General features: G+C 47.8%; 19 protein-coding genes. 7 read left to right on the top strand and 12 right to left on the bottom strand.

Annotated features, from left to right (window positions below):
* Positions 1–129 precede the first annotated feature (129 nt).
* Together SPL68_RS07270 and SPL68_RS07265 are read left to right on the top strand one after the other, a co-directional pair.
* Complete coding sequence (locus SPL68_RS07270) at positions 130–672, top strand: phosphatase PAP2 family protein (RefSeq protein WP_323814437.1); 543 nt, start codon at positions 130–132, stop codon at positions 670–672.
* Between the two features lie 61 nt (positions 673–733).
* Positions 734–1,795 carry an MJ1255/VC2487 family glycosyltransferase gene (locus SPL68_RS07265; RefSeq protein ID WP_323814436.1) on the top strand — a complete coding sequence of 354 codons (1,062 nt, stop codon included), beginning with the start codon at positions 734–736 and terminating at the stop codon, positions 1,793–1,795.
* A gap of 29 nt (positions 1,796–1,824) precedes the next feature.
* On the opposite strand, the gene arfB is transcribed toward SPL68_RS07265, so the two are convergent.
* The 5 genes from arfB to rpoE form a co-directional block, all read right to left on the bottom strand.
* Complete coding sequence (arfB, locus tag SPL68_RS07260) at positions 1,825–2,241, bottom strand: alternative ribosome rescue aminoacyl-tRNA hydrolase ArfB (RefSeq protein WP_323814954.1); 417 nt, start codon at positions 2,239–2,241, stop codon at positions 1,825–1,827.
* 1 nt (position 2,242) lies between these two features.
* Positions 2,243–2,716 carry a SoxR reducing system RseC family protein gene (locus tag SPL68_RS07255; protein WP_323814435.1) on the bottom strand — a complete coding sequence of 158 codons (474 nt, stop codon included), beginning with the start codon at positions 2,714–2,716 and terminating at the stop codon, positions 2,243–2,245.
* 77 nt (positions 2,717–2,793) lie between these two features.
* Entirely contained in the window at positions 2,794–3,813 is a 1,020-nt protein-coding gene (locus tag SPL68_RS07250) for a MucB/RseB C-terminal domain-containing protein (RefSeq protein ID WP_323814434.1), read from the bottom strand.
* 87 nt (positions 3,814–3,900) lie between these two features.
* A complete protein-coding gene (locus SPL68_RS07245) occupies positions 3,901–4,644 on the bottom strand; it encodes a sigma-E factor negative regulatory protein (protein WP_323814433.1) in 744 nt (247 codons plus the stop codon).
* 207 nt (positions 4,645–4,851) lie between these two features.
* Positions 4,852–5,442: an RNA polymerase sigma factor RpoE gene (gene rpoE / locus SPL68_RS07240; RefSeq protein ID WP_323814432.1), complete on the bottom strand. Its 591-nt coding sequence runs from the start codon at positions 5,440–5,442 to the stop codon at positions 4,852–4,854.
* Between the two features lie 221 nt (positions 5,443–5,663).
* Between rpoE and nadB the strand changes: the two genes are divergently transcribed.
* Positions 5,664–7,295 (top strand): L-aspartate oxidase, encoded by a 1,632-nt coding sequence (gene nadB, locus SPL68_RS07235; protein ID WP_323814431.1) that lies wholly within the window; start codon positions 5,664–5,666, stop codon positions 7,293–7,295.
* 24 nt (positions 7,296–7,319) lie between these two features.
* On the opposite strand, the gene SPL68_RS07230 is transcribed toward nadB, so the two are convergent.
* From SPL68_RS07230 to SPL68_RS07220, 3 genes are read right to left on the bottom strand one after another with little or no spacing between them, the layout of a single operon-like run.
* On the bottom strand, positions 7,320–7,856 hold the full coding sequence (locus SPL68_RS07230; protein WP_323814430.1) for a protein YgfX: 537 nt from the start codon (positions 7,854–7,856) through the stop codon (positions 7,320–7,322).
* Positions 7,825–8,076 (bottom strand): FAD assembly factor SdhE, encoded by a 252-nt coding sequence (locus SPL68_RS07225; protein ID WP_323814429.1) that lies wholly within the window; start codon positions 8,074–8,076, stop codon positions 7,825–7,827. Before SPL68_RS07225 ends, SPL68_RS07230 begins: the two co-directional genes overlap by 32 nt.
* A 54-nt stretch (positions 8,077–8,130) precedes the next feature.
* The gene (locus SPL68_RS07220; RefSeq protein ID WP_323814428.1) at positions 8,131–9,450 is read right to left on the bottom strand and encodes a GGDEF domain-containing protein; all 1,320 of its coding nucleotides are present in this window, start codon (positions 9,448–9,450) and stop codon (positions 8,131–8,133) included.
* A gap of 245 nt (positions 9,451–9,695) precedes the next feature.
* Here SPL68_RS07220 and ygfZ point away from each other — a divergent pair, with 245 nt between their 5' ends.
* Both ygfZ and SPL68_RS07210 read left to right on the top strand, forming a co-directional pair.
* Positions 9,696–10,670 carry a CAF17-like 4Fe-4S cluster assembly/insertion protein YgfZ gene (gene ygfZ, locus SPL68_RS07215; RefSeq protein WP_323814427.1) on the top strand — a complete coding sequence of 325 codons (975 nt, stop codon included), beginning with the start codon at positions 9,696–9,698 and terminating at the stop codon, positions 10,668–10,670.
* 18 nt (positions 10,671–10,688) lie between these two features.
* A complete protein-coding gene (locus SPL68_RS07210) occupies positions 10,689–11,525 on the top strand; it encodes an HDOD domain-containing protein (protein ID WP_323814426.1) in 837 nt (278 codons plus the stop codon).
* A 92-nt stretch (positions 11,526–11,617) separates the two neighbouring features.
* On the opposite strand, the gene SPL68_RS07205 is transcribed toward SPL68_RS07210, so the two are convergent.
* The 3 genes from SPL68_RS07205 to SPL68_RS07195 all read right to left on the bottom strand — a co-directional run bounded on the left by SPL68_RS07205 (position 11,618) and on the right by SPL68_RS07195 (position 18,623).
* Entirely contained in the window at positions 11,618–13,534 is a 1,917-nt protein-coding gene (locus SPL68_RS07205) for a cellulase family glycosylhydrolase (protein WP_323814425.1), read from the bottom strand.
* A 44-nt stretch (positions 13,535–13,578) separates the two neighbouring features.
* Positions 13,579–15,693 carry a glycosyl hydrolase gene (locus SPL68_RS07200; RefSeq protein WP_323814424.1) on the bottom strand — a complete coding sequence of 705 codons (2,115 nt, stop codon included), beginning with the start codon at positions 15,691–15,693 and terminating at the stop codon, positions 13,579–13,581.
* 458 nt (positions 15,694–16,151) lie between these two features.
* Positions 16,152–18,623: a cellulose-binding domain-containing protein gene (locus SPL68_RS07195; RefSeq protein WP_323814423.1), complete on the bottom strand. Its 2,472-nt coding sequence runs from the start codon at positions 18,621–18,623 to the stop codon at positions 16,152–16,154.
* 614 nt (positions 18,624–19,237) lie between these two features.
* Here SPL68_RS07195 and SPL68_RS07190 point away from each other — a divergent pair.
* Together SPL68_RS07190 and pelA are read left to right on the top strand one after the other, a co-directional pair.
* Positions 19,238–21,106, top strand: coding sequence for a pectinesterase family protein (locus tag SPL68_RS07190; RefSeq protein WP_323814422.1), 1,869 nt, complete (start codon positions 19,238–19,240; stop codon positions 21,104–21,106).
* Positions 21,107–21,162: 56 nt separating this feature from the next.
* Positions 21,163–23,175: a pectate lyase gene (gene pelA / locus SPL68_RS07185; RefSeq protein ID WP_323814421.1), complete on the top strand. Its 2,013-nt coding sequence runs from the start codon at positions 21,163–21,165 to the stop codon at positions 23,173–23,175.
* An 89-nt stretch (positions 23,176–23,264) separates the two neighbouring features.
* Here pelA and SPL68_RS07180 read toward each other — a convergent pair whose 3' ends face one another.
* Positions 23,265–24,257: a DUF4380 domain-containing protein gene (locus SPL68_RS07180; protein WP_323814420.1), complete on the bottom strand. Its 993-nt coding sequence runs from the start codon at positions 24,255–24,257 to the stop codon at positions 23,265–23,267.
* Positions 24,258–24,427 lie beyond the last annotated feature (170 nt).

The following is a 24,427-nucleotide window of genomic DNA, read 5'->3' as shown; positions in this document are numbered from 1 at the left end:
TTGATTTCATGGCAGCCATTTAAAGCCGTCACACAATAGTCACACAGCAATGTTACTAATAGATGGACGCGGACTTGGTGGCCTTGTCCGCAGGATTTCATCAGCAACCGGTTAAAACGGCGGTGAATCATGAACACTTTATTACAGCGCGTCCACCACTTGGATACCCTCGCCTTTTTATGGGTGCATGTCACCAAAGGCTTTCAATATCGCCGCTCCGTCAGATTTGTTTCCAAGACGGGTGATGGCCCACTCTATCTTATTGTCGCTCTGTTTCTACTAGCGCTTGAACCGACTTACGGCACTCAGTTTTTCTGGGCCGGAATTATCGCTTACGTGTTTGATGTAAGCCTCTATCTGCTGCTAAAAAATCTCATCAAACGCGATCGCCCCGCGGTAAAAATTACGACTTATCAAGCCTGGATTACGCCATCGGATCAATTCAGTTTTCCATCCGGCCATACCGCTGCGGCTTTTGTATTTGCCTGTTTGGTTTTTAATTTTTACCCACTGTTTGCTATTCCCTGTTTTATCTGGGCCAGCGCAATCGGCATGAGCCGTGTGCTGCTCGGCGTGCACTACCCCACCGATTTAGTCGCTGGCGCCATCCTTGGTAGTACTTGCGCATTTTGGGGAATTTATTTGCACTCGTTAATTCTTGCGCTGCACTAAATACGCTTTTAATTAACCCAAGCAACTGAATAATTTTCAATCCATTATCAAGCGAGACTGCATGAAAATATTGTACGGAGTTCAAGGGACAGGTAATGGCCACACCACGCGCGCGCGCATCATGGCCAAGGCTTTTGCCAGTGTAGGAGCACAAGTTGATTGGGTTTTTTCCGGGCGTGAACGCGAAAAGTTTTTTGATATGGAAGCCTTCGGTGATTTTCAATCTTATCGAGGGCTCACCTTTGCCACGCAAAATGGCAGAGTGCAGTACGTAAAAACCGCTCTCACTTCCAACATCGCCCAGCTTTATCAGGATACTAAAAAAGTAAACGTCGAAGGCTACGATTTTATTATCAATGATTTTGAACCAGTATCGGCTTGGGCTGCAAAACGCGCCGGTAAAAAAGTCATTGGCATCTCGCATCAGAATGCATTTTTTTACGACATTCCCAAAGCAGATAGCAATTTTGTCACCGACTGGTTTATGCATAATTTTGCACCAGTTACACAGGCAATTGGCTTGCATTGGCATCACTTTAATCAGCCGATTTTACCGCCCTTGGTTGAGCCATCGAATTACCCGAACATCTCAATCCCCAAGCACTATTTGGTATACCTACCGTTTGCAGGCTTGGAAGATATAGTGCCGCAATTGCGCCAATTTCCTGAGTATGAGTTTTTCGTTTATCAACCCGTTCCAGCTGCTTATGACGAAGGCCATATTCATGTGCGCCCGTTTTCGCGCGAAGGGTTTCAAGTGGATTTACACCGCTGTGAAGGCGTTATTTGTAGTGCAGGTTTTGAATTGCCAAGCGAAGCAATTCACTTGGGCAAAAAAATATTAGTGCAGCCGGTTGCCGGACAAATGGAACAAAAATCCAATGCGCTGGCGCTGGAAAAATTAGGCTATGGCCAAGTCGCTAAAAAGTTTGATGTGGAAACCTTGAGCAAATGGTTACCAATAAAACCACCTGTAAGCCCGCGTCATTATCCCGATGTGGCCAAAGCATTGGTCAATTGGTTGATGAATGACGGTGGCGAAAATATCCGCGATTTGCAACAAAAATTGTGGAAGGAAAGTTTCGAGAAAGAAGTATCGCTAAACGGCCTGTTTGCAAAATAACAGCCAAGCGAAAAAGCGGTTGTGCAAAATTAATCCAACTGCACTTTTTGTCGTGCTGATTTGATTGAACCGCGCTGGGATTTAGCATCCATCCGGCGTTGCTTGGAAGAATATGTTGGTTTGGTCGCACGGCGCAATTTTTCGATTTTTATGGCATCAAGGATAATTTCTTGCAGCCGTGCCAGTGCATCTTCACGGTTTTGCTCTTGGGTGCGAAAACGCTGGGCTTTAATCACCAATACACCTTCATTGGTGATGCGCTTATCGCCCAGCGCCAACAAGCGCGCTTTGCAAAACTCACTTAACGACGACTTGGGGATATCAAAACGCAAATGTATCGCACTCGACACCTTGTTGACATTTTGCCCGCCCGCTCCCTGCGCACGCATAGCGTTGCATTCGATTTCACTCAGGGGAATCACGACAGACGCATTCACTCGCAACATATTAATGCTGCCCGGCAGGCTGATGGAAATACAGCGGCTTTCGATCATCGACCAGCACCGGCTGCAAATCGCGGTTTAATCGGTTACGCCAGGAATGCCAGCGCACCAGCAAACCGCCCAACAGTAATCCAGCAAAACCACTGAGTGTGGTGATGCCTTCGCTCGCGAACTGGTGATGTGCCACCGCAGCGCCTATGAGCAAAGTAATCAGTGGCAGCATGTAGACCAACATGGCGCCCTTGGCGATAACTTCTTCGGGGATGCCAATCTGAATCTCATCGCCCAACTGATAATTCGCCGGATCGCGCCCTTCCAGTAATACCCAGATGTAACTGGTGTGGCCATCCCACTTATTGATCAGACTTTGCCCGCAGCCCTTCTCAGCTTTACAGGAGCCACAGGCCGACTTCTGGATGGTCTCTACCCAGACACCTTCGGTTTCTATCGACACTATACGACCGGTTTCAAGAATCATCTAAACCACCTTGGGCAATCAACCCCGACAAACTGTGAAGCCATCAATACAACTAATGCTCTAATAAAAAGGGAGGATTAAATCCCCCCTATATTCTGCGCAATTTTCTGAGCCGTGACGACCGGAATTTCCCCTACCACCGTTATTCGATAGGTTTTACCTTGATATACAAGAGAATCCATCACCGCCAAAGTCGCGCCGCGTGAAGCGACACCTTCAGGTATGGCGCCCGCTGCCGCCTCGATAAATACAGAAAATGTGGTCAAGCCATCGGTGTACATCAACATATCAATCTGGTTACGCACCTGACGCTGGCCGACAAAAGCAAAACCGGGTGGCACCCAAGCCAATTGCCAACGCTCAGGCTGTTTTAGCGTTGAAGGATTACATTCGCTGAGCAGGGCTGTCGCCGAACGCTGGATTTTGGCCGCAGGCAGCTGATTGATATCAACCAGATCAGGATTAAAGTTCACATCGATAAATTGGTAGCGCTCCAGCGGGCGGGCAGACTCATCAACCAACCAGGACTTGAGCACCAATCCGGTTTCGTTATCGATCGTCAGCAGCGAACTATGGCGAAAACCATCTAGAGGCAAAGCTAACAAAGCAGTTGCTTCCCGCCCTGCTACTCGCTCGGGGCCGCGAATTTCAAAGCGATAAAATTGATCCATACGCGCAAGGTTCACCCCCAACTGGCTAACTTTACCTTGCAGCAATTGCGCACCCAAAGTTTCACAACCAATCGCTTTACCCGAGCGCAAAACCTCTCGCTCAGAACCATTCAGGTGCTGCAAGCGCTCGTGCTCTACGCCATCTTCAACCCAATGGGTGATGCGAAAGCTTTGCAGTGAAGGATTATCTTTGTGCTGATAGGTAAATGAACCCTGATAATTCAGCGTCTGCGGCACACTCGCCATCTTCTGCAACAGCTGCTCAATTTCAGCAGAGTGGTCGGCACTGGATACGCCTGCTTGTGAAGCAACATCCGGCTCCGACAACTGAGCCGAAACATTAGCATCTTGTGCTTGCAAATTTGGGGTTAAAAAAATCAGAGGGGACAACAACAATAAACGACGAATAGATGGGGGAGTTAACATTCTGAACTCGTAAGAGAGTGGGTCAAGGGAGCAGCATAACTGCTCCACCTGTTAAAGCAACGGCCTTACACAATCAACTGCAGAAAACTATTCCTCTTCAACCAGAATCACACGTGTATAAGGCAACATACCCTGACCGCTATTACTCGATGCGTTATCAGTATGCTCTTGAATCAACTGGTTAACGTAGGTGCTGACCTCTTCGTTATAAATAGGTGCAGCTTCCTGACGAGGAACAAACATCACGCGGCGATTCTCTTGTGGGCGCGATTCATAACCACTTTGCACAGCAACAGTACGAGCCGACAACGCAGGCGCATTAATGCCTGATGGCAAATTCGCCGCTTTAGTTTCTGTTGTTGCCGTGACCGGCGTAGTCACAGTCGGGTTAGCTGCAAACTCAGCAGATTGCGGAGCTGCACCAGATTGATATTGCTGCACACCAACAATCAATGCACCGGCAACAGAGGCCGCCACAGCTGCGCGCCCTACTTGCTGCCACCAGCGTGATGGCAGTGCCACTACATTACTTGCTTGCCCTTCAACTTGAGTAACTTGACTAACTTGAGCAGCAACTTGCGGTTGGATTGAATAGGATTCTTCAGCATCTATAGCTGCGCTGACACGAGCAGCAAAGTCGCTGGAGGCCATGATCGGCAAATCCCCTTTGAGACCTGCACTTGCGAGCTGATAGCGAGACCAAGTAGTTTTGATCTGCGGATCAGATTCAAGCGCTTTGAGCAGCCGTTGGATTTCCAGCTCGGAAGCTTGATTATCCATAAGTGCTGACAGGGATTCGGCAAGCACTGGGGGTTGGATTTGCTCTGTCATTCTCGCGGGTGCCTCTATGCAAAAACAATTAGAAAGTAAGTTATGTTTTCTGACCAAAATCGCGACCTCTTATAAGGTCGATTAATGACTCTGATCCAGTTGCTTTTTATGACTAAGCATTAGTCAAATGGTTCACGAATTTACAAAAAAATGTGCAAATTTTTCTCAAGGGTTGCATTTTGCTTGCTCCGCTTTCGATTACTGCACCTATATATCTTCCACTAAGGGCTTGATTCGCTTATCAATTGCCTCGCGGGCGCGGAAAATACGTGAGCGTACCGTACCAACCGGGCACTCCATCACCTCGGCAATTTCTTCATAACTTAAGCCATCGATTTCACGTAAAGTCACTGCGGTGCGCAGATCATCCGGTAAATCACGGAAAGCTTGCTCAATCGTGTCCTGCAACTCATCACACAGAATATTGTGCTCTGGCGTGTTCAGTTCGTGCATGCCGTCATTGCCATCGAAGAATTCAGCATCTTCGATTTCCACATCGCTGGTTGGCGGGCGACGATTGCGCGCCACTATGTGGTTTTTGGCAGTATTGATAGCAATACGGTAAATCCAGGTATAGAAAGCGCTGTCGCCACGGAAATTGGGCAGTGCTCGATACGCCTTAATAAAAGCCTCTTGGGCCACATCTTGAGCCTCGGCGTGATCGCGTATAAAACGGCTAATCACGGCTAAAACCTTGTGCTGGTATTTAATCACTAGCAAATCAAACGCGCGTTTATCGCCTTTTTGAACTCGCTCGACCAGTTGCTGATCAACATCAGGCGCTAGTTGCGCTGTCATTCTTTTAACCCCCAAGCGCCCTGCCTTTTGGCATAGGGCAAATCAAAGCCTATAAGTTGGCGCCGTTATAGACAAAAAACGACTTTAAAAGTTCATGCGCGATTATACGGAGTTATTAGCCTAATGGTTGTTTACTTCGTATAAACCCACGCGAGCTTGGTATACTGCGCTGTCTTTTGCCCCTTTTCTCTCGCGCTTGGTGCGTTCCGGGTTTTACTTTCATGAAAAAACACTACGAATACGATGTTCTGATTATCGGCTCAGGCGCGGCAGGTCTGACTCTAGCGTTAAGTTTAGCGCACAAGGCGCGAGTTGCTGTGCTGAGCAAAAATGAGATCAATCAAGGTTCGACCTGGTTTGCCCAAGGCGGAATTGCAGCGGTGTTGGATGATCAGGACTCTATCGACGCCCATGTGGCCGATACACTTATCGCTGGCGGCGGCCTCTGCCATGAAGATGCGGTGCGTTTTACCGTAGAGCGCAGTAAAGACGCGATTCAATGGCTAATCGCTCAAGACGTTAACTTCACCAAGGAAAGCGACAACGGTGAATATCACCTCACCAAAGAGGGTGGTCACAGCCATAGACGCATTATTCACAGCGCCGATGCCACCGGCCAAGCGGTTCACTCAACATTGATTGAACAGGTATTGCGCCAGACTAATATCGATATTTTTGAACATCATGTAGCGGTAAACCTTATTACCCAAGCCGATGTCGATTCACGCAAGCTGCGCTGCTCGGGCGCCTATGTGCTCGACAATAAAAATGATGCAGTACATGTATTCCAAGCCAAGGTAGTCGTTTTAGCAACCGGCGGTGCAAGTAAGGTTTATCTATACAGCAGCAACCCCGATAGTGCCAGCGGCGATGGTATTGCCATGGCGTGGCGCGCTGGTTGTCGCGTTGCCAATATGGAATTCAATCAATTCCACCCTACCTGTTTATTTCACCCGCGCGCGAAAAACTTTTTGATCACTGAAGCCCTGCGCGGCGAAGGTGCTTACTTGCGCCTGCCCAGTGGCGAGCGCTTTATGCCGCGCTTTGATGAGCGCGCCGAGTTGGCGCCGCGCGATATAGTCGCACGCGCCATCGACCATGAAATCAAACGCCTCGGCTGCGACTGTGTTTATCTGGACATTAGCCACAAGTCCGAAGAATTTATCAGCGAGCATTTCCCGACCGTGAAAGCGCGCTGTTTGGAATACGGCATCGACATCACCAAAGAAGCGATTCCTGTAGTACCTGCCGCTCACTACACCTGCGGCGGCGTGGTAGTCGATAAAAATGGCCAGACAGATTTACAACATCTGTATGCGATTGGCGAAACCTCGTTTACCGGTCTGCATGGCGCCAACCGCTTGGCGAGCAATTCGCTGCTTGAATGTATTGTGTATGCGCAATCCGCCGCTGAGCATATTTTGGCGAAGCTAGAAAAGATCGCGACACCAGATACCTCCCCGCAGTGGGATGCATCGCGCGTAACCGACTCTGACGAAGATGTGGTGATCTCGCACAACTGGGATGAGCTGCGCCGCTTTATGTGGGACTACGTAGGCATTGTGCGCACTCATAAGCGCCTTGAACGCGCGACCCATCGTATCAAGCTGCTGCAAAAGGAAATCGCCGAGTACTACAGTAACTATAAAGTCAGCAGTGACTTGATCGAGCTGCGCAATCTGGCGATTGTGGCGGAGCTGATTATCCGCTCTGCCCATGAGCGCAAAGAGAGTCGCGGCCTGCACTACTCGCCTGATTACCCGGAGAAATCCCCCATCGCACGCGATACCATTTTGGTGCCGACAAATTTTGCCGGGCAGGATGTGATTGTCAGTAAAGATGTGAGCTTATAAACCCGAAAGCCTTAGTTTTTGGGGCTAGCCTTTAGGCACGAGGCAGGCACGCAGCCAGCGGCGTAACCGGGCGTTATCGCTGCTGCTGAGCGAATCGTTAAACACCATTACTTGGCGAACCTCTCCTTTTCCCTTTGTAGAATCATTCGCCACATTACGCAGCGGCAAAATAATCAGCCACAACCAGCAGAGCACATCACCGGCTAACTCCATTTGCGAGCAATTCCCGTCCTGTTCCAACCACCAGCTACCATCGGCAAATCTGATCGCGCATGTGATACAGGATTTGAGTTGCTGATGGTAAGCCCACCACAAGCCGGCATAACACAAGATCAATCCCAAGAACCAAAACGGCTGTGCGATAACAAAAGGATAAAACACCAGCAGCAGACTTAGGGCAAAAGCCCCATAGCCACAACGATAAAGAAGCACAGCAAAGCGGGATTGAGCGATATAAACCGCCGCCAGTGGTGGCAGCGGTTTTAAAGGAGAAGACCCTGATTCAAGATTTGATTCGAGAGATGCTTGATCAGCTGTCTTTTTGAAGGCCGGTGTTTGCACGAATAATACCTACAATCCGTTGTAGTTCAGGGTTGGCGGGATCTTCCCGGCGCATAAACCAGGCGAATAGATCCTGATCCTGCTCTTCCAATAACAACCAGTAACGCTCTTTATCAGCCTGTTCCAACGTTGGGTATACATTCTCCAGAAATGGCATCAGCACCAAATCCAGCTCCAACATGCCGCGGCGGCTACCCCAAAACAAACGATTAATATCCACACCACTACCTATATTGATAAATCGACAGGGGCGGCATTATAAACGAGCAAACGCCTAAACGCTTGCCCTGATCACCCGGTTGCGCCCCTGCGCTTTAGCTTGATAGAGAGCGATATCTACACGGCGGAATAGTTGATGGAATGGAATCTTGCCTTCGCTACTGCCTACCCCCGAGCTGATGCTGACTTGCAACTCAGGGAACTGCTCAAAACTGGTGGTCGCGATAAGTGCGCGCATTTCTTCGGCGATATGAAAGGCATCATCGATTTGAGTATCCGGCAGAATCAACACAAACTCCTCTCCACCCCAGCGCGCTACCTGATCCGTTTGACGGGTATGACCTTTAATCAGCTCGGCTACCCGCTTCAGTACGACATCACCCCCATCGTGCCCCACGGAATCATTGATCTTTTTGAAGTGATCTATATCGACTATGACCATCGATACCTGTTTTTCTGTGTCTTTGGGGAAATATTCCTCAATGTAATCGGACAAGCCCTGACGATTTAACAAGCCCGTAAGCGGGTCAAGCATTGACAGCTTTTTATATTTATCTGTCTCTTTTACTAGCAGTGAGTTTTGATTAGCCAAGCGCTCCAAACGCTGCTGCTCCATGCGAATTTTTTTCTTTAACCTCCCGAGACGAACAGCACCAGCAAGCATGATGACGCACAACCAGAAAATCAAAATCCCCAGATACCAGTTCTCGCGCGATACCCACTCGCCCACAAGCTCCAGATGATTGAGTCTGAAGTTGTGTTTACCGGGAGTACTGGGGTAGCTGACATCAATACCAAAAGCGATAGCATGGCGAAAATCCGGCAAGGCGCGGTCACGCGGAACCTTATAGGTGGTAACCCACCATTCAGCGACGGAAAATTCTGCCAAACTCAACACCAAACTATCATTCACATAGGTGATGGGAACATGAACATTATTGAACTTGGCCGTCTGCATCTCATTAATATCCGAAAAACCAGGCTCATAATTGCGGATATAAAAACGTAGGCGCTGGTCATCGCCTGTGTACTTCAAATCAATATTAATTGTTTTAAAACTGGTCAAATCCATGCCGGTGGTGCCCTGCCCACCGCCGAGGTAAACATTGAAACCACAGATATGGGATTGGCCATCGTTTTCGATATCGCACTCCCAACCAAGCCCATCATAGTCAGTCCAATAAACCATAGGCTCACCAGATGAGTTGGTATCGGCATAGATGTAATGAGGAATTTTGTTTGAAGGTACAACCAGCATTTTTTTGGCAGGTAGCAGCTCGTAAGCAAACATCACCGCCACAGTAAGCAAGCAATACAGAAAGAGCTGATAAAAACCGCTTTGACGAATATCGGAATAGTATTTATAAGAAGCCACAAATGTTCACCATGAGTAGATACTCTACCTAGTCGCGCCGACTGATAATGTGTTTGTTGTTATTTTAATTTCACACTGGTGGGTTGATTCGCAGACAAGTCTAGTGAAGATTTATAACACTTGAGGCGACACCTAATCTCTATTAGCTATATATAGCCCAGAATGAAATAACTGCCAATGAGCAGTTCCCTAAAAACCGGTATTATGCCCCCCATCAGATTCACCCTCTAACGACAGCGATAGCTATGAGCAACAACACTTCTGCAAACAGCACAGCACATTTAGTCAGGCTTCAACACACTCGATTACTACTGATCAAAGGGCCAGATACCCTCAAATTCTTACAAGGCCAAGTCACTTGTGATCTGCGCGACCTAAGCGCACCTGTCACTCGCCTGGGTACCCAGTGCAATCCTAAAGGCCGTATTCTGCTCAGTTTCCGCGCCCTGCAAATTAATCTGGAAACTATCGCTCTACGCATTCCGGCAAGCATGATGGATAAAGCCAAAAGCTCACTTGGCAAATACATCGTATTCTCCAAAGCCAAATTGCACGATGACAGTGAATACAGCCTATTTGGTTTATATGGCGATAATTCGCATGCAATCGCACAACAACTTTTTGGTGGTTTACCAGTAGGCGATGATGGCTGGATTGAACAGGACGGCAACATCCTGATCCAGTTAGCAGCTGATCGCTTTGAATGCTGGATTAAAGCAACCGACAGCAACGAATTTGAACAACAACTGAGCGAGCACACACAAACCGGTAGCCTGAATGATTGGGAGTTGCTGGATATTCGCGCTGGCATTGCCAACATCTATCCCGAGACTTACGAGCAATTCACTCCGCAGGAGATCAATTACCAGTTAGTCAATGGCGTTAACTTCCGCAAAGGTTGTTATACAGGGCAGGAAATCGTGGCACGCTTGCACTATCGGGGCAAATTGAAGCGCCACATGTATCGTTTTTCTGTCCATAATGCAGGAATGACTGGCGACCAACTTCCCTTGCCCGGCACTGTGTTAGTGAATGCAACCAGCCGCAATGCTTGCGGACATCTAGTCAATGCCGCTCTGGGCGCCGACGGCCAGATAGAACTGCTGGCATCACTGCTGGATGAACAATTGGATCAGGTCACATTAGAGACAAGCACGGAAGTTTTAAGCCAGCTGCCGCTTCCCTATGCTATACCTACAGCTGATGAAACCAACGAATAAACCCTGACAGGATCACCAATGACCCCCATTGCTGAAAAAGTTCGCAACGACATTATCACTGCGATCAACAATGACCAACTCGTACTCCCCACTCTGCCGGAAGTTGCACTCAAGGTGCGCGAAGTAGCTGATGACCCGGATGCCGACATAGATAAACTCACCGGTGTTATCGGCGGCGATGCAGCGCTGAGCGCACGGATTATCCGTGTAGCCAACAGCCCGCTGCTGCGCGCAACCCGTGCGATTGAAGACCTGCGTACCGCCTTGATGCGCCTCGGCATTCAATACACCTGCAATATCGCCACCGGCCTTGCAATGGAGCAAATGTTTCAAGCGACGTCTGATTTGGTCGATATGCGTATGCGTGAAATCTGGAGCCGCTCCAGCGAGATCGCCGGTATCAGCCACGTACTCTGTAAGCACTACACCAAGCTGCGCCCCGATCAAGCCACACTGGCCGGGCTTGTTCATAAAATCGGCGCCCTGCCGATTCTGACCTACGCCGAAGACCACCCTGCTCTGCTCAAAGACAGCTTTACCCTCGATGCAGTCATCGATGAACTGCATGGCCAAATTGGCGATTTGATTCTAAAAACCTGGGGTTTCCCGCAAGAGATTGCTCACATCCCCAGCCAGCACATCGACTTCGCCCGCCAAAGCCCTAAAGCTGACTACGCCGATATAGTGACGGTCGCCATGCTGCAAAGTTATTTGGGCTCAGATTCACCTATGGCAAAAATCGACTGCACCAAGGTTAAAGCCTTTGAACGTTTAGGCCTCGACCCGGACATGCACGTCGCGGAATCGGAAGATTTAAGCGATGAAATGGAAGCCGCTATGGCGCTGCTGGTATAAAAAATACTGATTACGAGCAGTAAAATTAGTGAGATAGAAAAGAGAAAGGCGGCCAGTGGCCGCCTTTCTTCGTTTGTTAATCGCAGTTGAAGTTAATCATCTGCTTTCACAATGACCTGAACCAGATTCGGGTACAACTGGGTGCCGGAGGCGCGATCAAATAGCGCCATGCCACCATCACCGCCGTAACCGTTATCCCAATACACCGGCACCAATCCGCGCGTGTAGGCTGATTTAGTGATGTATTCATTCCAATAGTTGCGATAGGTTTCATGACCAGCAACATTGTTGCGAGATACCACACCATACTCACCCAAAATCACACCAATCCCCTTATCCACAAAATTGACTTTCATCTTCTGGAATTGCGCATCGGTATAGGATTCATTTGCCCAGGTCTCGGTTGCGCTCGGGTTGGTAGCAATTGAACCCCACTGGGTGATGTTGCTGCTGGTGTTCAAGGTGAAGTTGTAAGGATCGTAATAATGCACTTCCATCATCAGCTTGTTAGCGACGGTATCGGTTGGAACAACAGCAAAATTCACTGTGTGATCGATATTGGTATTGAACCCTTGCACCACTAAATGACGAGTCGCATTTTTGCCACCAGTAGCGCGTACAGTAGTCACGAACGTTTGGTTAAAGCTATTTTGCACTGTGTAGTACTCAGGCGTTGGTGTGCCGTAATCACCGTCTACCATCACTTCGTTGGTGCCAGCAAATAACAAACGGTCATCGTAGTTGGCAAAACGGGTCGCGATTTGTGTCCACATGATTTTCAAACGGTTGTTGACGTAAGCCTGCTGCGCATAGGTAGGCTGCATCCAACCTCCATCCCAGTGGATATTCATCATCACGTACATATCGGCATTAAGTGCGTAATTCACCACTTGCTCGACACGATCCATCCACGCAGCTTGAATAGTGAAATTGGCGTCATTGGAGAACTTGCTCCAAGCCACTGGGATACGAATGGTTTTAAAACCAGCGGCCTTCACCGAGTTGATCAGCTGTTGCGTCACCACAGGGTTACCCCAAGCGGTTTCGCCGCCAATTGCATCCAGGGAGTTACCCAAATTCCAACCAATTCCCATTTGTCTTGTTAGCTGCACACTGGTTAAACCGGTAGAGCTTGATGAACTACTGGATGAACTTCTTGGACAAAGCTGCGGACCAAGCTGGGCACAATAGGCATCACTCCAAGTTTGCCAAGGACAATCCGGCCAACTATTCCCCTGCGGACAGCTCAATGAAGAGGAGCTGAAAGAAGAGCTGCTGGATGAACGCGAAGAGACGCTGGTTGAGACGGAAGATGAGGTAACCGAGCTGGATTGAGAGCAGTTTCCGGTCACACCAAAAGGTGATGGCTGGCTGGTGCAGGTCGCGCGTGAAATACAGCTTTGGTTGTTTTCATAACCCCAACCGCTCTGGGTAGAGGCACACAGAGGATAAAGCGAGCCGTACCAGTTGCACTGTTGAGCTCCTGTACAAGCTGCTACCGATGAACTGCTCACCACACTGCTCGATGCCACACTCGAAGAAGCCACGCTTGAGGATGACGACGAGCGAATCGAAGACGGAACAGAGGATGACACCACACTGGAATTCACTGAAGATGCCGTCGAACTTGCACCGCAGATCGAACCCGTCACTACCGGCGTTTCCACCGCACCATTAGTCGCAACCTGCATGCCAAACGACACAGTTTGCCCTGGCTGAACGCTGCCATTCCAACTGAGATTTGAAGCCGAATAAGGATTACTGCTGCTCACCGTTGCATTCCAACTGCCAGTGATGCGGTTGTTCACATAACGCCAATTAACGCTCCAGCCATTTAAAGCCGTTGTGCCGTTATTGGTAATCTCAATACTGGCGGTTGCACCCGCACCCCATGAGTTATTCACGACGTACTTACAGCTGGCGCTTTGCGCCAATGAACTTTGCGCTGCCAACAGGCCGGCGCTGAGTAGCGCGGCTGTGGCAATTTTTTTAAGGGATGAAAAATTCATCTGATATTTCTCCTGTCATTATTGTTTGCATCAAAAATATGCGATTAAAAATTCGGTAGCTCATCCAATGTGATTACCAAATCATGGTTGTAAACATGAACCTTGTGCGCATTGGTGTTGTAGTACTCACCCGTCCAGAAGTTGCTGGAGTTGGTTACACCTTCGGCTGTGTCTACGTCATTCCAAACCACGAAGTACAACCACCAAGCGTTGTCCTGCTGCATTAAATCCGGGTCGGGAATATTGCTGTTTTCACTCAGCGCGACCATTTTCACTTCCTGTGAATAGCCTTTTGCCATGTTGAAAACAGAGGCTTGGGATTCGTAATTTTGCGCACCATCGTAAATATCGTGACTGGTGATATCGACATAAGCATCGCCGGGATACCAAGCGGCGCTCTGCCCGTTCCATACCCAGATCAGATTATTCAAACCGTAGAAATTAGTGAGACGGTCATAGAGATAACGCCACAACACAACTTGTGCGTAGGCTGCAGGCAAACCATCGGCGCGGTCATTGCGCCCCCACCAGAACCAGCCACCAGACGCTTCGTGTAGCGGGCGCCACAACACAGTCACACCGGCATCTTCCAGTTTTTGTAATTCCGCAGCGATCAACGCAATGTCGGCTTGCATATTGGCGAAACTGGTGCTGGAGGTATCAAGTTGGCCATTCACAAGCGGGATAGTGAAATTGGTATCGGCGGTATAGAAAGCACCTATGGTATTCGCCGCCGCATTAGGATCGCGCCAGTGCCATGCAAAAGTCACAAGGCCGCCACGATTCCAATGGGTAATCGCTTCTTCGGTTTGCGCCATACCCGGATTGCCTGCCCACATACCGTAGTTCATGAAGTCATAACCCATGATTGCAGGCGCGCGGCCAGTGTCATTAATGACACGCTGGTACAGATCGATATTGTCTTGCCAGGTTAAATCCTGCTGGCCAGACAACATGTGATTGCCCCAAATCGATTTCAAATAACTGAAAACGTTTTTGGTGGTGGTATCGGCATTGGCATTGGCATTCACGGGAGTAGTACGCGCCGGTAATTGCGTTGCACTGCCCATCCCCGGACACATACTTTTCGATAAACACACAGCGCCGCTTTGATAACCCCAACTGCCGTTATCAGTCGTACACAAATTCAATTGCGATGAACCGATCATGCAGTAAGGGAAATTACCTGCGCCGCCATCGGGTGCCGATCCATAAACGATACAAGAGTAAGCATTTTCCCAACCCCAACCATCGCCATCGGGATCAGAATCCGCGGAACGACAATAAGGCCAGCCGCTCGCCGTTGCGTTGGGAATCACGCCGCTTGCAGAGGAAGAACTGCTGGATGAAACAAGACTGCTACTTGATGAAGAGCGAACACTCGAAGAAACAGAACTAGAGGAAACAATTGAACTGGAAGAACTGGATCTGATTGAACTTGAACTCAGCGACGAACTGGAAAGACCACAACCACTTACTATGCCAAAAGGCGATGGCTGACTGGCGCAGGTCGCGACAGAAATACAGCTCTTATTGTTTTCATAACCCCAACCACTTTGCGTTGATGTACAGACGGGGTAATTAGTGCCGTACCAATTACACGCCTGAATTGCAGCACAGGTCGATGAAATACTGGAAGCAATTGAGCTAGATGAAATTGCCGATGACGATGAGCGCACACTGGATGAAGAGGAAAGCGGAAGCGAACTAGAAGAACGTGAACTGGAAGATGGTGAACTCGATGGCACTGAACTAGAGGGAATTGAACTAGAAACTCCACCGCAAATTGATCCGGTCACCGCAGGTGTTTCAATCGCACTGCCATTGGCGTTGACCTGCATCCCAAAAGATACCGTCTGCCCCGGTTGAATAGTTCCATTCCAACTCAGGTTAGATGCGGCGTAAGGGTTTGAACCAGAGACAGTCGCATTCCAACTGCCAGACAAACGGTTATTTACATAAGCCCAGTTCACCGACCATCCATTGATCGCGCTGGTACTCACATTGGTAATTTCGATAGCGGCAGTCGCGCCACTACCCCAACTATTACTAACAACATATTTACAGCTGGCACTCTGCGCCATTGCGCCTTGTGCAGCCAGAATACTGGCGCCCAAGAATGCAGCAGAGCCCAGCAGCTTGAGCCGGGTCGTGTTCATCAGGATGTTCTCCTTTTGTTATCAATTATTAAACCGGCGCGCCGGAAACAACTCAGTCAGAGCCGGAGGGATTGCGTTCGTTTTTGACTTCGCTAATGACTAATACAGCAGTCGCGATACGAGATATTCGAGGGAATGAATCAAGAATGATTGGCGAACTAATAGTCAGCGCGACCAGATATTACAGATACATGTGACAAATAGGATTTATCAATGCAACCTTACGCTGTGTTGGACGACATAAATTGCAGGATGAGAATTAACTCACAATAGGAATTATTCACATATCAAAAACAAATTTTTTATTTTTCTCATATAAAAACCGCACCTCTGAACACAAAAAACTTTATAAAAGCGCTGAAGAAATTGCACAACAGTCCACGTAAAAACTCACAAAATAACTCATAAAAAAACACACCTGCCCAACCAAAAAATGGTTAGGCAGGTGATGATTTTTATTACTGGTAATGTTTGTCGTAGAGTGGTGCAGTACCCGTCACACCTTCCACAATTTGCAAGCGATAATCGTGTTTGCGCGTGCGTGTTTCCTCTCCGTTGTAAAGATGATCAACGTTAGAAACTACAGCAACCACTACACCATTTTTCGGTGCCTTCGCTAAATCCAAACACGCCTCACCGCTGCTGACTGGTTTGCTATAAACCGCCGAACCATCTGCTGCGCGATAAGCTAATTGCACACGCATGTTTTGACCGATAGGTTGGAAGTTCACACGCACCTTATTGCCAGACACCTTCAGTGGAATCTGATTCGCGCCCGACCAACCCGGTAAGGTATCGGTACTCGGCACCAAGGTTGTTCCCTGCTGGGTGGTTGCAGCATAGAACGTCAAACGGTGTGCACCCGGATCTTGCAAAATCCCTCCAGCAATTCGCTCGGCATTAATAGTTCTGCCCCAGTTGCTGTTGATCGGACCTTTGAAACCATTTGTCCACGGGCCAAAATCTACCATTGCCTGACGCGCGCGAAATTCCATAATCATGCGCTGCGCTTGCTCTTCACCAACACCTGCAGCGAGTGAGCGCAAAATATGATTGTGCGGCCCTTTCGCCCATAACCATGCATTTGCACCTTTGGATACATGAATGCCGAGGAAGTGTGGAAACGCAGCGTTGTATTGATTACCACCAAGATATTCACGCCAGGTAGAAATTTGTTGGCCATTCACACGGCGATCAACACCTTCTGCGTTAGGCCCACCAAAGGTGCCATCTTGTAACCAACCGCTGTAGTTTTCGATGGGCATATGCGGCGCGAGGAAGGAGGTTGCATCCAAAAATCCAACACCATAATTACCAGTGCGCGATGCCTCTAAATTCATCTGCAACCAAGTGTTGCCACCTTCATTAAACCAGGCCGCTTTGTTGCCGCGTGTTGCCATAATAGTGTGAATAAATTCGTGGGTAATACCACCGCGCTCGCTTGGCGTCACCACAGGATAATAAGACAAGAGCACCATCGGATATCCATTAATACCGCTTTGCCATCCACCCTTCTCGGTGTTGGCTGCGCTATCGGTACACAAACCAGAACCGAAGAGATAAATGTTGCTGAAGTAACCTTCCTGCTGCAATTTATCGACTGGCCAACCCATCACATTGTGAATGTAATCTGCATCTTCATTTAAATTGGTGAGCACGCGGTCGATGTCAGCATCGGTAATTGTTGGATTGCGGTTTGGCCCCCAGATAAATGCAAAACGCCCTTTGGTTTTTACACCGGCGATCTGATTTTGCGGGCAACCGTAATAGATTTTAAATTTGCTGGTATCCACCTGACCAAAATCAGTACGGAAATCGTAATTTAAATCCGGCTCGTATTTCGGCCATTCGTAAGCGCTACATTGCGCAACACTGGGCGCACTGCTTGAATTGCTGCTCGCTGCACTACTACGAATCGACGAACTACTTACTGCAATAGAACTACTGCTTCTCGATGAAGAGCTTACGATTGAACTGCTAGATCTTGAACTGGAAGTCATTGCAATGCTGCTTAATGAAGAGCTGCTTGATGAAGAACTGATTGCCCCCGCTGCCGAACCTGCAACACGCCACTCCAAAATTCCGGTTGATTGTTGGGTATTGAGCATAGACACACGCAAACGGCTGGTAACAACACCCCCCAGCGCCAAGGTGTTAAATGCATTTTTCACCAATGGCACATTGCCCGCATTAACCCAACCACTGCCATTCCAATATTCGATATACGCGCGCGTTGGCGTTAATACGCCGCCGTTATCATCGAACCAATAAATTTGTGTATTGGATAACGCATAGTTTTGCGGCCAATCGTATTGCACCCATTGAATCGAATTAGGATTGTTCCAATTGCCGTAAGCACCGGCAGATTTATCGTTGGAATTAGCGGGGTTACTATTGTCATTCACCGCGCGAATGGTTTCCCAAGGTGAAACATAAGAAGTCGTTGCCGTTGCGAGCGTTGCGATATTTGTTGCTACAGGTGCAACACTGCTGCTCGAACTAACCACGGGAGCACTGGAACTCATAGCACTGCTGGATACAGCACTACCAGAACATACAGAGCCAAGAATTTGCGGCGTTTCAATCGCACCGCCATTAGCATTTACCTGAACACCAAACGATATTTTTTGCCCGGGCTGAATTCTGGCATTCCAATTCAAGTTACTGGCGCTATAGGGGTTAGCGCCCGACACTGCCGCATTCCAACTACCCGATACCCGGTTATTCACATAACGCCAATTAACTGCCCAACCGTTGATGGCAATCGTACCGGTATTGGTAATTTCGATACTCGCAGTAGCACCGCTTCCCCAAGAATTGTTCACTAGATATTTACAACTGGCCGTCTGCGCGATTGCATTGTGCGAGGCCAATAGACTGGCTCCCACAATGGCAGCAGAGCCCAGCAACTGTAGCAGGGTCACGTTCATTAGGATCATCTCCATTGTTTTGATTATTAACCGACATAGCTATACAACTCGCTTGAATGTCAACGGAGGCGATATTAATGATTGATGTGAATAATAGGATTTATCTAATCGTCACTGTTGGTGTGATTGACGGCACAACTTGCGACTTATGCTGCGATTGACAGCGCAGTTTTCTGAAATCTAAAAAACATTTTTATCGATAAATTTTTAGTTTCATATAAAAACAAACGTTTCCTAATTTGCTGCGCTTAATCAAACTATTTTTCAGAAACATGCACTACGCCTCGTCTTTGGCGCCGCTTTCATTTCGCAACCCAATTCAGCATATGTAAGATAAATGCGAAATATGGCCGCAGAGCCATTCTCCAAAGGCAGCGTATCGCCACTCACAATAAAGACGACAATTCGGCAATCGCTTGGTAGTTAACACAGCTACACAAGCACATAACAATATGGCTTTGGTTTAGCCATCCTCATTTGTTTTATCGAAACTGTACCGCAGTGATCGCACAAGATCTGGTATGAGCACGCGCGTCTATCTATGCCTATAAGGCATGGATGAGCTGGCTTGTGTCCGATAAACAATCCAATAAAACATAACGAGCGGGACCACTATGATTTCGTCAAAAAAAATTAATCGCAGTAAAAATTTATGGAAATTATCGGCATTAACGGCCGGTATTCTTGTCGCATTCAGTCAGCAATCTTGGTCTGCATGTACTTACACAGTCACCAACAATTGGGGCAGCGGGTTTACCGGCGAAATTAAAGTCACTAACAACACTGCATCAACAGTAAATGGTTGGTCGGTGTCCTGGCAGGAGTCAGGGGTATCGGTAACTAACTCATGGAATGCAACACTGAGCGGTTCAAACCCTTACACCGCGACTGCGTTAGGTTGGAACGCAACTCTCGCTCCCGGTGCTTCTGCCAGTTTTGGTTTTCAAGCCAACGGAACTGCAGGCGTACCTAAAGTCAATGGCAGTTTGTGCGGAGCCGCTACTTCTTCAACAGCCACATCTTCAACTGCCAGCTCACAGATTGTTAGCAGCTCCAGCAAAAGCTCTTCACCTGTTTCGTCATCAAGCAAATCGTCAGTAGCCTCCTCAATCGCTTCATCAATGGCAGCTGAAAGCACTTGGACTTTTGAAGAAAACTCTGTGGGATTTTGTAATCACTCTGGCGTAATCGACACCAAACACGCGGGCTATACCGGCACCGGATTTGTGGATACTGAAAATGCAATTGGTGCATCAATTACATGGAGCATCGCTGCTGCGAGTACCAAAACCTACAGCGCCCAGATTCGCTTTGGTAACGGTGGTACTGCTGCTCGCCGTGCAACACTATTGGTCAACGATGTAAAAATAAAAACTCTGGATTTTCCTACCAATAGTAATTGGGCGCTGTGGCAAACCGTGAATGTAGACATTCCATTAAAAGCGAATACCAATAGCATCAAACTGGTAGCGGAAACCGCAGATGGTTTAGCGAATATCGATAACATTCGTGTTACCGGCAATGGCATAACACCAGAAGCTTGCCCTATTCCACCTGCATCAACTGACTGCAACAGTATTAGTAATCAACCGATTTTACGTGTGGCGGCGGATGGCTCTGGCCAATACAAAACTGTGCAAGCCGCGTTGAATACTTTATCCAACTCCAATACAACGCCGACTCAAATTCGCATCAAGCCCGGCACCTATCGCGAAAAATTGTCGGTGACAAAACCCTTCGTTACTTTCTGTGGTGAAACCGGAAAAACATCCTCAACGATTTTGACTTACAACGATGGCGCCAGCACATCCAATGGTAGTGGCGGCACTATCGGCACTTCTGGCAGCGCCAGTGTGACCATTAAGGCAAATGATATTTCGATGGAAAATATTACTATCGAAAATTCATTTGGTGTTGGCTCACAAGCAGTTGCATTACTCGCCCAAGGGCAGCGTTTGCAATTCCGCAATTGCCGTTTACTCGGCAACCAAGACACGCTCTATACCCACAGCGGCACCCAGTATTATCGCGACTGCCATATTCAAGGCACTGTCGATTTTATTTTTGGTGCAGCAACTGCTGTATTTGAAAACAACACGATTCACAGTGTTGGGGGTGGCACTGCATTAACAGCGCCGAGCACTGAACAAACGGTTCCTTATGGATTGGTATTTCTCGGCGGCAAAGTCACTGCTGCATCCAATGTTGCCAAAGGCTCGGTAGCACTTGGCCGCAATTGGAGATCTTACGGTGCCGCAACTTATATTCGCACTGAACTCGGCCAACATATTTCCGCTGTCGGCTGGGTGAAGATGAGTGAAAACACTTTGGATACTGCGCGCTTCTCTGAATACCTAACCACCGGCGCAGGTGCTAATTCTTCAGCGCGTGCAGCGCAATCAAAACAATTAACCGCCGCGCAAGCAGCGACCTACACCATCAGTAATATTTTTGGTTCATGGACGCCCAGCTACAGCAAATAAATTAATCAAGACCCTTAATGATCCGAATAATCAATAAAATTTTTAAAGGAAAAACCATGAAAAATTCGAGAACTGTTTTTACTGTACAAAAAAAATTAATGCACTCTTGCATTGCCGCCGCTATCGGGTTGACGATGAGTTCCGTCGCTTGGTCGGCGTGCACCTACACTGTCACCAATAATTGGGGCTCTGGTTTTACTGGGGAAATTAAAATCACCAACAACACATCATCGACAGTAAATGGTTGGTCTGTGGCTTGGCAGGAATCAGGCGCTTCGGTAACCAATTCATGGAATGCAACACTGAGCGGTTCCAATCCTTATACAGCTGCATCTCTCGGTTGGAATTCAACTCTCGCGCCCGGCGCTTCTGCCAGTTTTGGTTTTCAAGCAAACGGAACTGCAAGCGCGCCGAAAGTGAATGGAACTTTATGTGGTACAGCTACCTCTTCGACTGCATCTTCATCAATACCCGCGTCATCAAGCAGTGTTGCAAGCTCAGTTAAATCAAGCGCGCCAGTATCCTCCAGTAGCAAATCATCAAGCTCTATCTCCAGCAGTCCTGTAGTTTCGAGTAGCTCAAAAGCGAGCAGCAGTACACCAAACACTTCATCGTTTACCATTCAAGAAGAGCAAGCAGGTTTTTGCCGTGTAGATGGCATAGCTAATGAAAACACTAATACCGGTTTCACTGGCAACGGCTACATTAATTCCACCAATGCGCAAGGTGCGGCAATTGAATGGGCAGTGAATGCACCAACAAGTGGGCGTTACACACTCAGCTTCCGTTTTGCCAATGGCGGTACTGCTAATCGTAATGGCTCTCTACTAATTAATGGCGGCAGCAACGGTAATTACACTATCGATTTACCTGTCACTAATGCATGGGCAACCTGGCAAACCGTAAGTATTGAAATTGACTTGGTACAGGGCAATAACACGTTAAAACTTTCCGCATTAACTGCAGATGGATTGGCAAATATCGATTGGCTAAAAGTTGATGGTGCACAAGTATCAGCAGGCACTTGCGGTACTGTGGCTAGCAGCAGCTCATCATCTGTTAAATCCAGTTCAAGCTCTTCTTCCAGCTCATCTGCTGCTGCAAAAATGTTGACACTGGATGGCAACCCAGCTGCAAGTTGGTTTAATAAATCCAGAACCAAATGGAACACTAGTCGCGCGGATATAGTTATGTCTTATCAACAGTCGAACGGCGGCTGGCCGAAAAATCTGGATTACAACTCAGTCAGTGCAGGCAATGGCGGCAGTGACAGCGGCACTATCGACAACGGCGCAACCATCACTGAAATGGTTTACCTCGCAGAAGTCTATAAAAGCGGAGGCAATACCAAATATCGCGATTCAGTACGCAAGGCAGCAGACTTTTTAGTTAGCTCGCAGTACAGCACTGGGGCACTGCCACAATTTTATCCATTAAAAGGCGGCTACGCGGATCATGCGACCTTTAACGATAACGGTATGGCTTACGCATTAACGGTATTGGATTTCGCGGCAAACAAACGCGCTCCGTTTGATAATGATGTGTTCTCTGATTCAGATCGCGCAAAATTCAAAACTGCGGTAACTAAAGGTGTCGATTACATTTTAAAAGCGCAGTGGAAACAAAACGGGAAATTAACTGTGTGGTGCGCGCAACATGGCGCTACCGACTATCAACCGAAAAAAGCACGCGCCTATGAATTAGAGTCGCTAAGTGGTAGTGAATCTGTGGGTGTACTCGCCTTCCTGATGACCCAGCCACAGACTGCACAAATAGAAGCAGCGGTTAAAGCCGGTGTTAATTGGTTCGCCAGCCCAAGTACTTATTTGGCTAACTACACTTATGATTCATCGCAAGCAGCGACTAATCCGATCGTGTACAAAGCCGGTAGCAGAATGTGGTATCGCTTCTATGACCTGAACACCAATCGCGGTTTCTTCAGCGATCGCGACGGCAGCAAATTTTATGACATCACCCAAATGTCTGAAGAGCGCCGTACGGGTTACAGCTGGGGTGGTTCTTACGGTGAATCTATTATCAGCTTTGCGCAAAAAGTGGGTTATCTCTAACACTTAGCCATTCTTCATAATGCAATCAACAAAAAAGCCCGATCACTGATATTTGATCGGGCTTTTTGTTAACTAATGATTAGTTATTTTTACCGTAGTATTTTCTTATCAAGCAATTCACGTAAAAACGCTTTATGTTCAGCTGCTGAATTTTCGCCTGTATAGGGCAAGAGCGTCCAAACTTCTGTCGCTGACATAGTTTCGCGCGGTTTAAGATTTTTATAAGGCGCATGGACTTCCAATTCCAATAATCCATTTGTCAGCTCGCCATTTAAAAATTCCTGATACAACTCAATCTGCCCCTGCTCTGGATGAATTGCAGTTTTTGGCTGTAAGTCAAACTGAATGATCAGTAGTTGCTGATCGCGAAATGCAGCCATCCAACCTTGCGATGGCTGGATAAACACTTTTCCTTTACGTCCTTGATGCGAATTTGACAATAGGTTTTCCAACGCAAAAATTCCGTCACTAAAATTGTGTGTTAGCGGCCCGTAGGTCTCATCAACAAAATTGGCGACACGCACGTCATTCATATTTGCAACAGGCACATACACATTGGTCGTATGCGGCACACGCGTATTAAACCAAATATCCCAAGCCACACTGGAGTCACGAATATTCTGCGCGCTCACATCCAAACGAATCTGGTTAGGGTTTTCCTTTACCAATGAAACGCGTTTTTGCAACGCAACACCTGAAATAGAGCTATTAGGGCTTTGAATAATAATCTGCTGATCACTTTGCTCTTGCACTGCATATTTAGAGAGCACGAGGAAAGGATCTGGCGGCCATACCGATTTCGCCGCTTTTCGCTCAGGGTTCACCAATTGATGAATCCACCACTGACTCTGCGGCCCTACCCATACTTCGTGCCCCAAATAGCCAATGTTCTCTGCTTGTGGAGTAACTAGCGGATTCGGATTGTTTTCGACAGCATCGCCAACCAATAAAAAATTTGGCTGATTGACCAGACCTACAGATAAAACCCGGCCGCCTATATCGGGCGTAATCTCAAGCGCGACAGTGCCATTGTTTAACGAAATAGAAGTCACTGCCGCCTGTGCGGAAGAAAATAAAAACATAAGTAAAAAAATCCTTATCCCAAAGGAATGAATAATGGGCATAGTTGATCTCTCACGGAATGTTTCTATTTATATGGGAAACACGTTATATGGAAAACACGCGTTACATGGAAAACATACGAGTTAACGGAGAATTATACTCGCATGAAAATTAATGATACTAACAATAG

Source organism: Cellvibrio chitinivorans (assembly GCF_035117775.1).
Classification (GTDB): Bacteria; Pseudomonadota; Gammaproteobacteria; order Pseudomonadales; family Cellvibrionaceae; genus Cellvibrio; species Cellvibrio chitinivorans.
The sequence above is the reverse complement of the archived record's forward strand: the minus strand, read 5'-3'. Positions and strand labels throughout refer to the sequence as shown.

Coding starts and splice junctions, on each gene's coding strand:
- SPL68_RS07250 (WP_323814434.1), bottom strand. CDS start 3,813: ATGTTAACTCCCCCATCTATTCGTCGTTTATTGTTGTTGTCCCCTCTG.
- SPL68_RS07245 (WP_323814433.1), bottom strand. CDS start 4,644: ATGACAGAGCAAATCCAACCCCCAGTGCTTGCCGAATCCCTGTCAGCA.
- SPL68_RS07200 (WP_323814424.1), bottom strand. CDS start 15,693: ATGAACACGACCCGGCTCAAGCTGCTGGGCTCTGCTGCATTCTTGGGC.
- SPL68_RS07270 (WP_323814437.1), top strand. CDS start 130: ATGAACACTTTATTACAGCGCGTCCACCACTTGGATACCCTCGCCTTT.
- SPL68_RS07190 (WP_323814422.1), top strand. CDS start 19,238: ATGATTTCGTCAAAAAAAATTAATCGCAGTAAAAATTTATGGAAATTA.
- nadB (WP_323814431.1), top strand. CDS start 5,664: ATGAAAAAACACTACGAATACGATGTTCTGATTATCGGCTCAGGCGCG.
- rpoE (WP_323814432.1), bottom strand. CDS start 5,442: ATGACAGCGCAACTAGCGCCTGATGTTGATCAGCAACTGGTCGAGCGA.
- pelA (WP_323814421.1), top strand. CDS start 21,163: ATGAAAAATTCGAGAACTGTTTTTACTGTACAAAAAAAATTAATGCAC.
- SPL68_RS07205 (WP_323814425.1), bottom strand. CDS start 13,534: ATGAATTTTTCATCCCTTAAAAAAATTGCCACAGCCGCGCTACTCAGC.
- SPL68_RS07180 (WP_323814420.1), bottom strand. CDS start 24,257: ATGTTTTTATTTTCTTCCGCACAGGCGGCAGTGACTTCTATTTCGTTA.
- ygfZ (WP_323814427.1), top strand. CDS start 9,696: ATGAGCAACAACACTTCTGCAAACAGCACAGCACATTTAGTCAGGCTT.
- SPL68_RS07195 (WP_323814423.1), bottom strand. CDS start 18,623: ATGAACGTGACCCTGCTACAGTTGCTGGGCTCTGCTGCCATTGTGGGA.
- SPL68_RS07210 (WP_323814426.1), top strand. CDS start 10,689: ATGACCCCCATTGCTGAAAAAGTTCGCAACGACATTATCACTGCGATC.
- SPL68_RS07265 (WP_323814436.1), top strand. CDS start 734: ATGAAAATATTGTACGGAGTTCAAGGGACAGGTAATGGCCACACCACG.
- arfB (WP_323814954.1), bottom strand. CDS start 2,241: ATGTTGCGAGTGAATGCGTCTGTCGTGATTCCCCTGAGTGAAATCGAA.
- SPL68_RS07255 (WP_323814435.1), bottom strand. CDS start 2,716: ATGATTCTTGAAACCGGTCGTATAGTGTCGATAGAAACCGAAGGTGTC.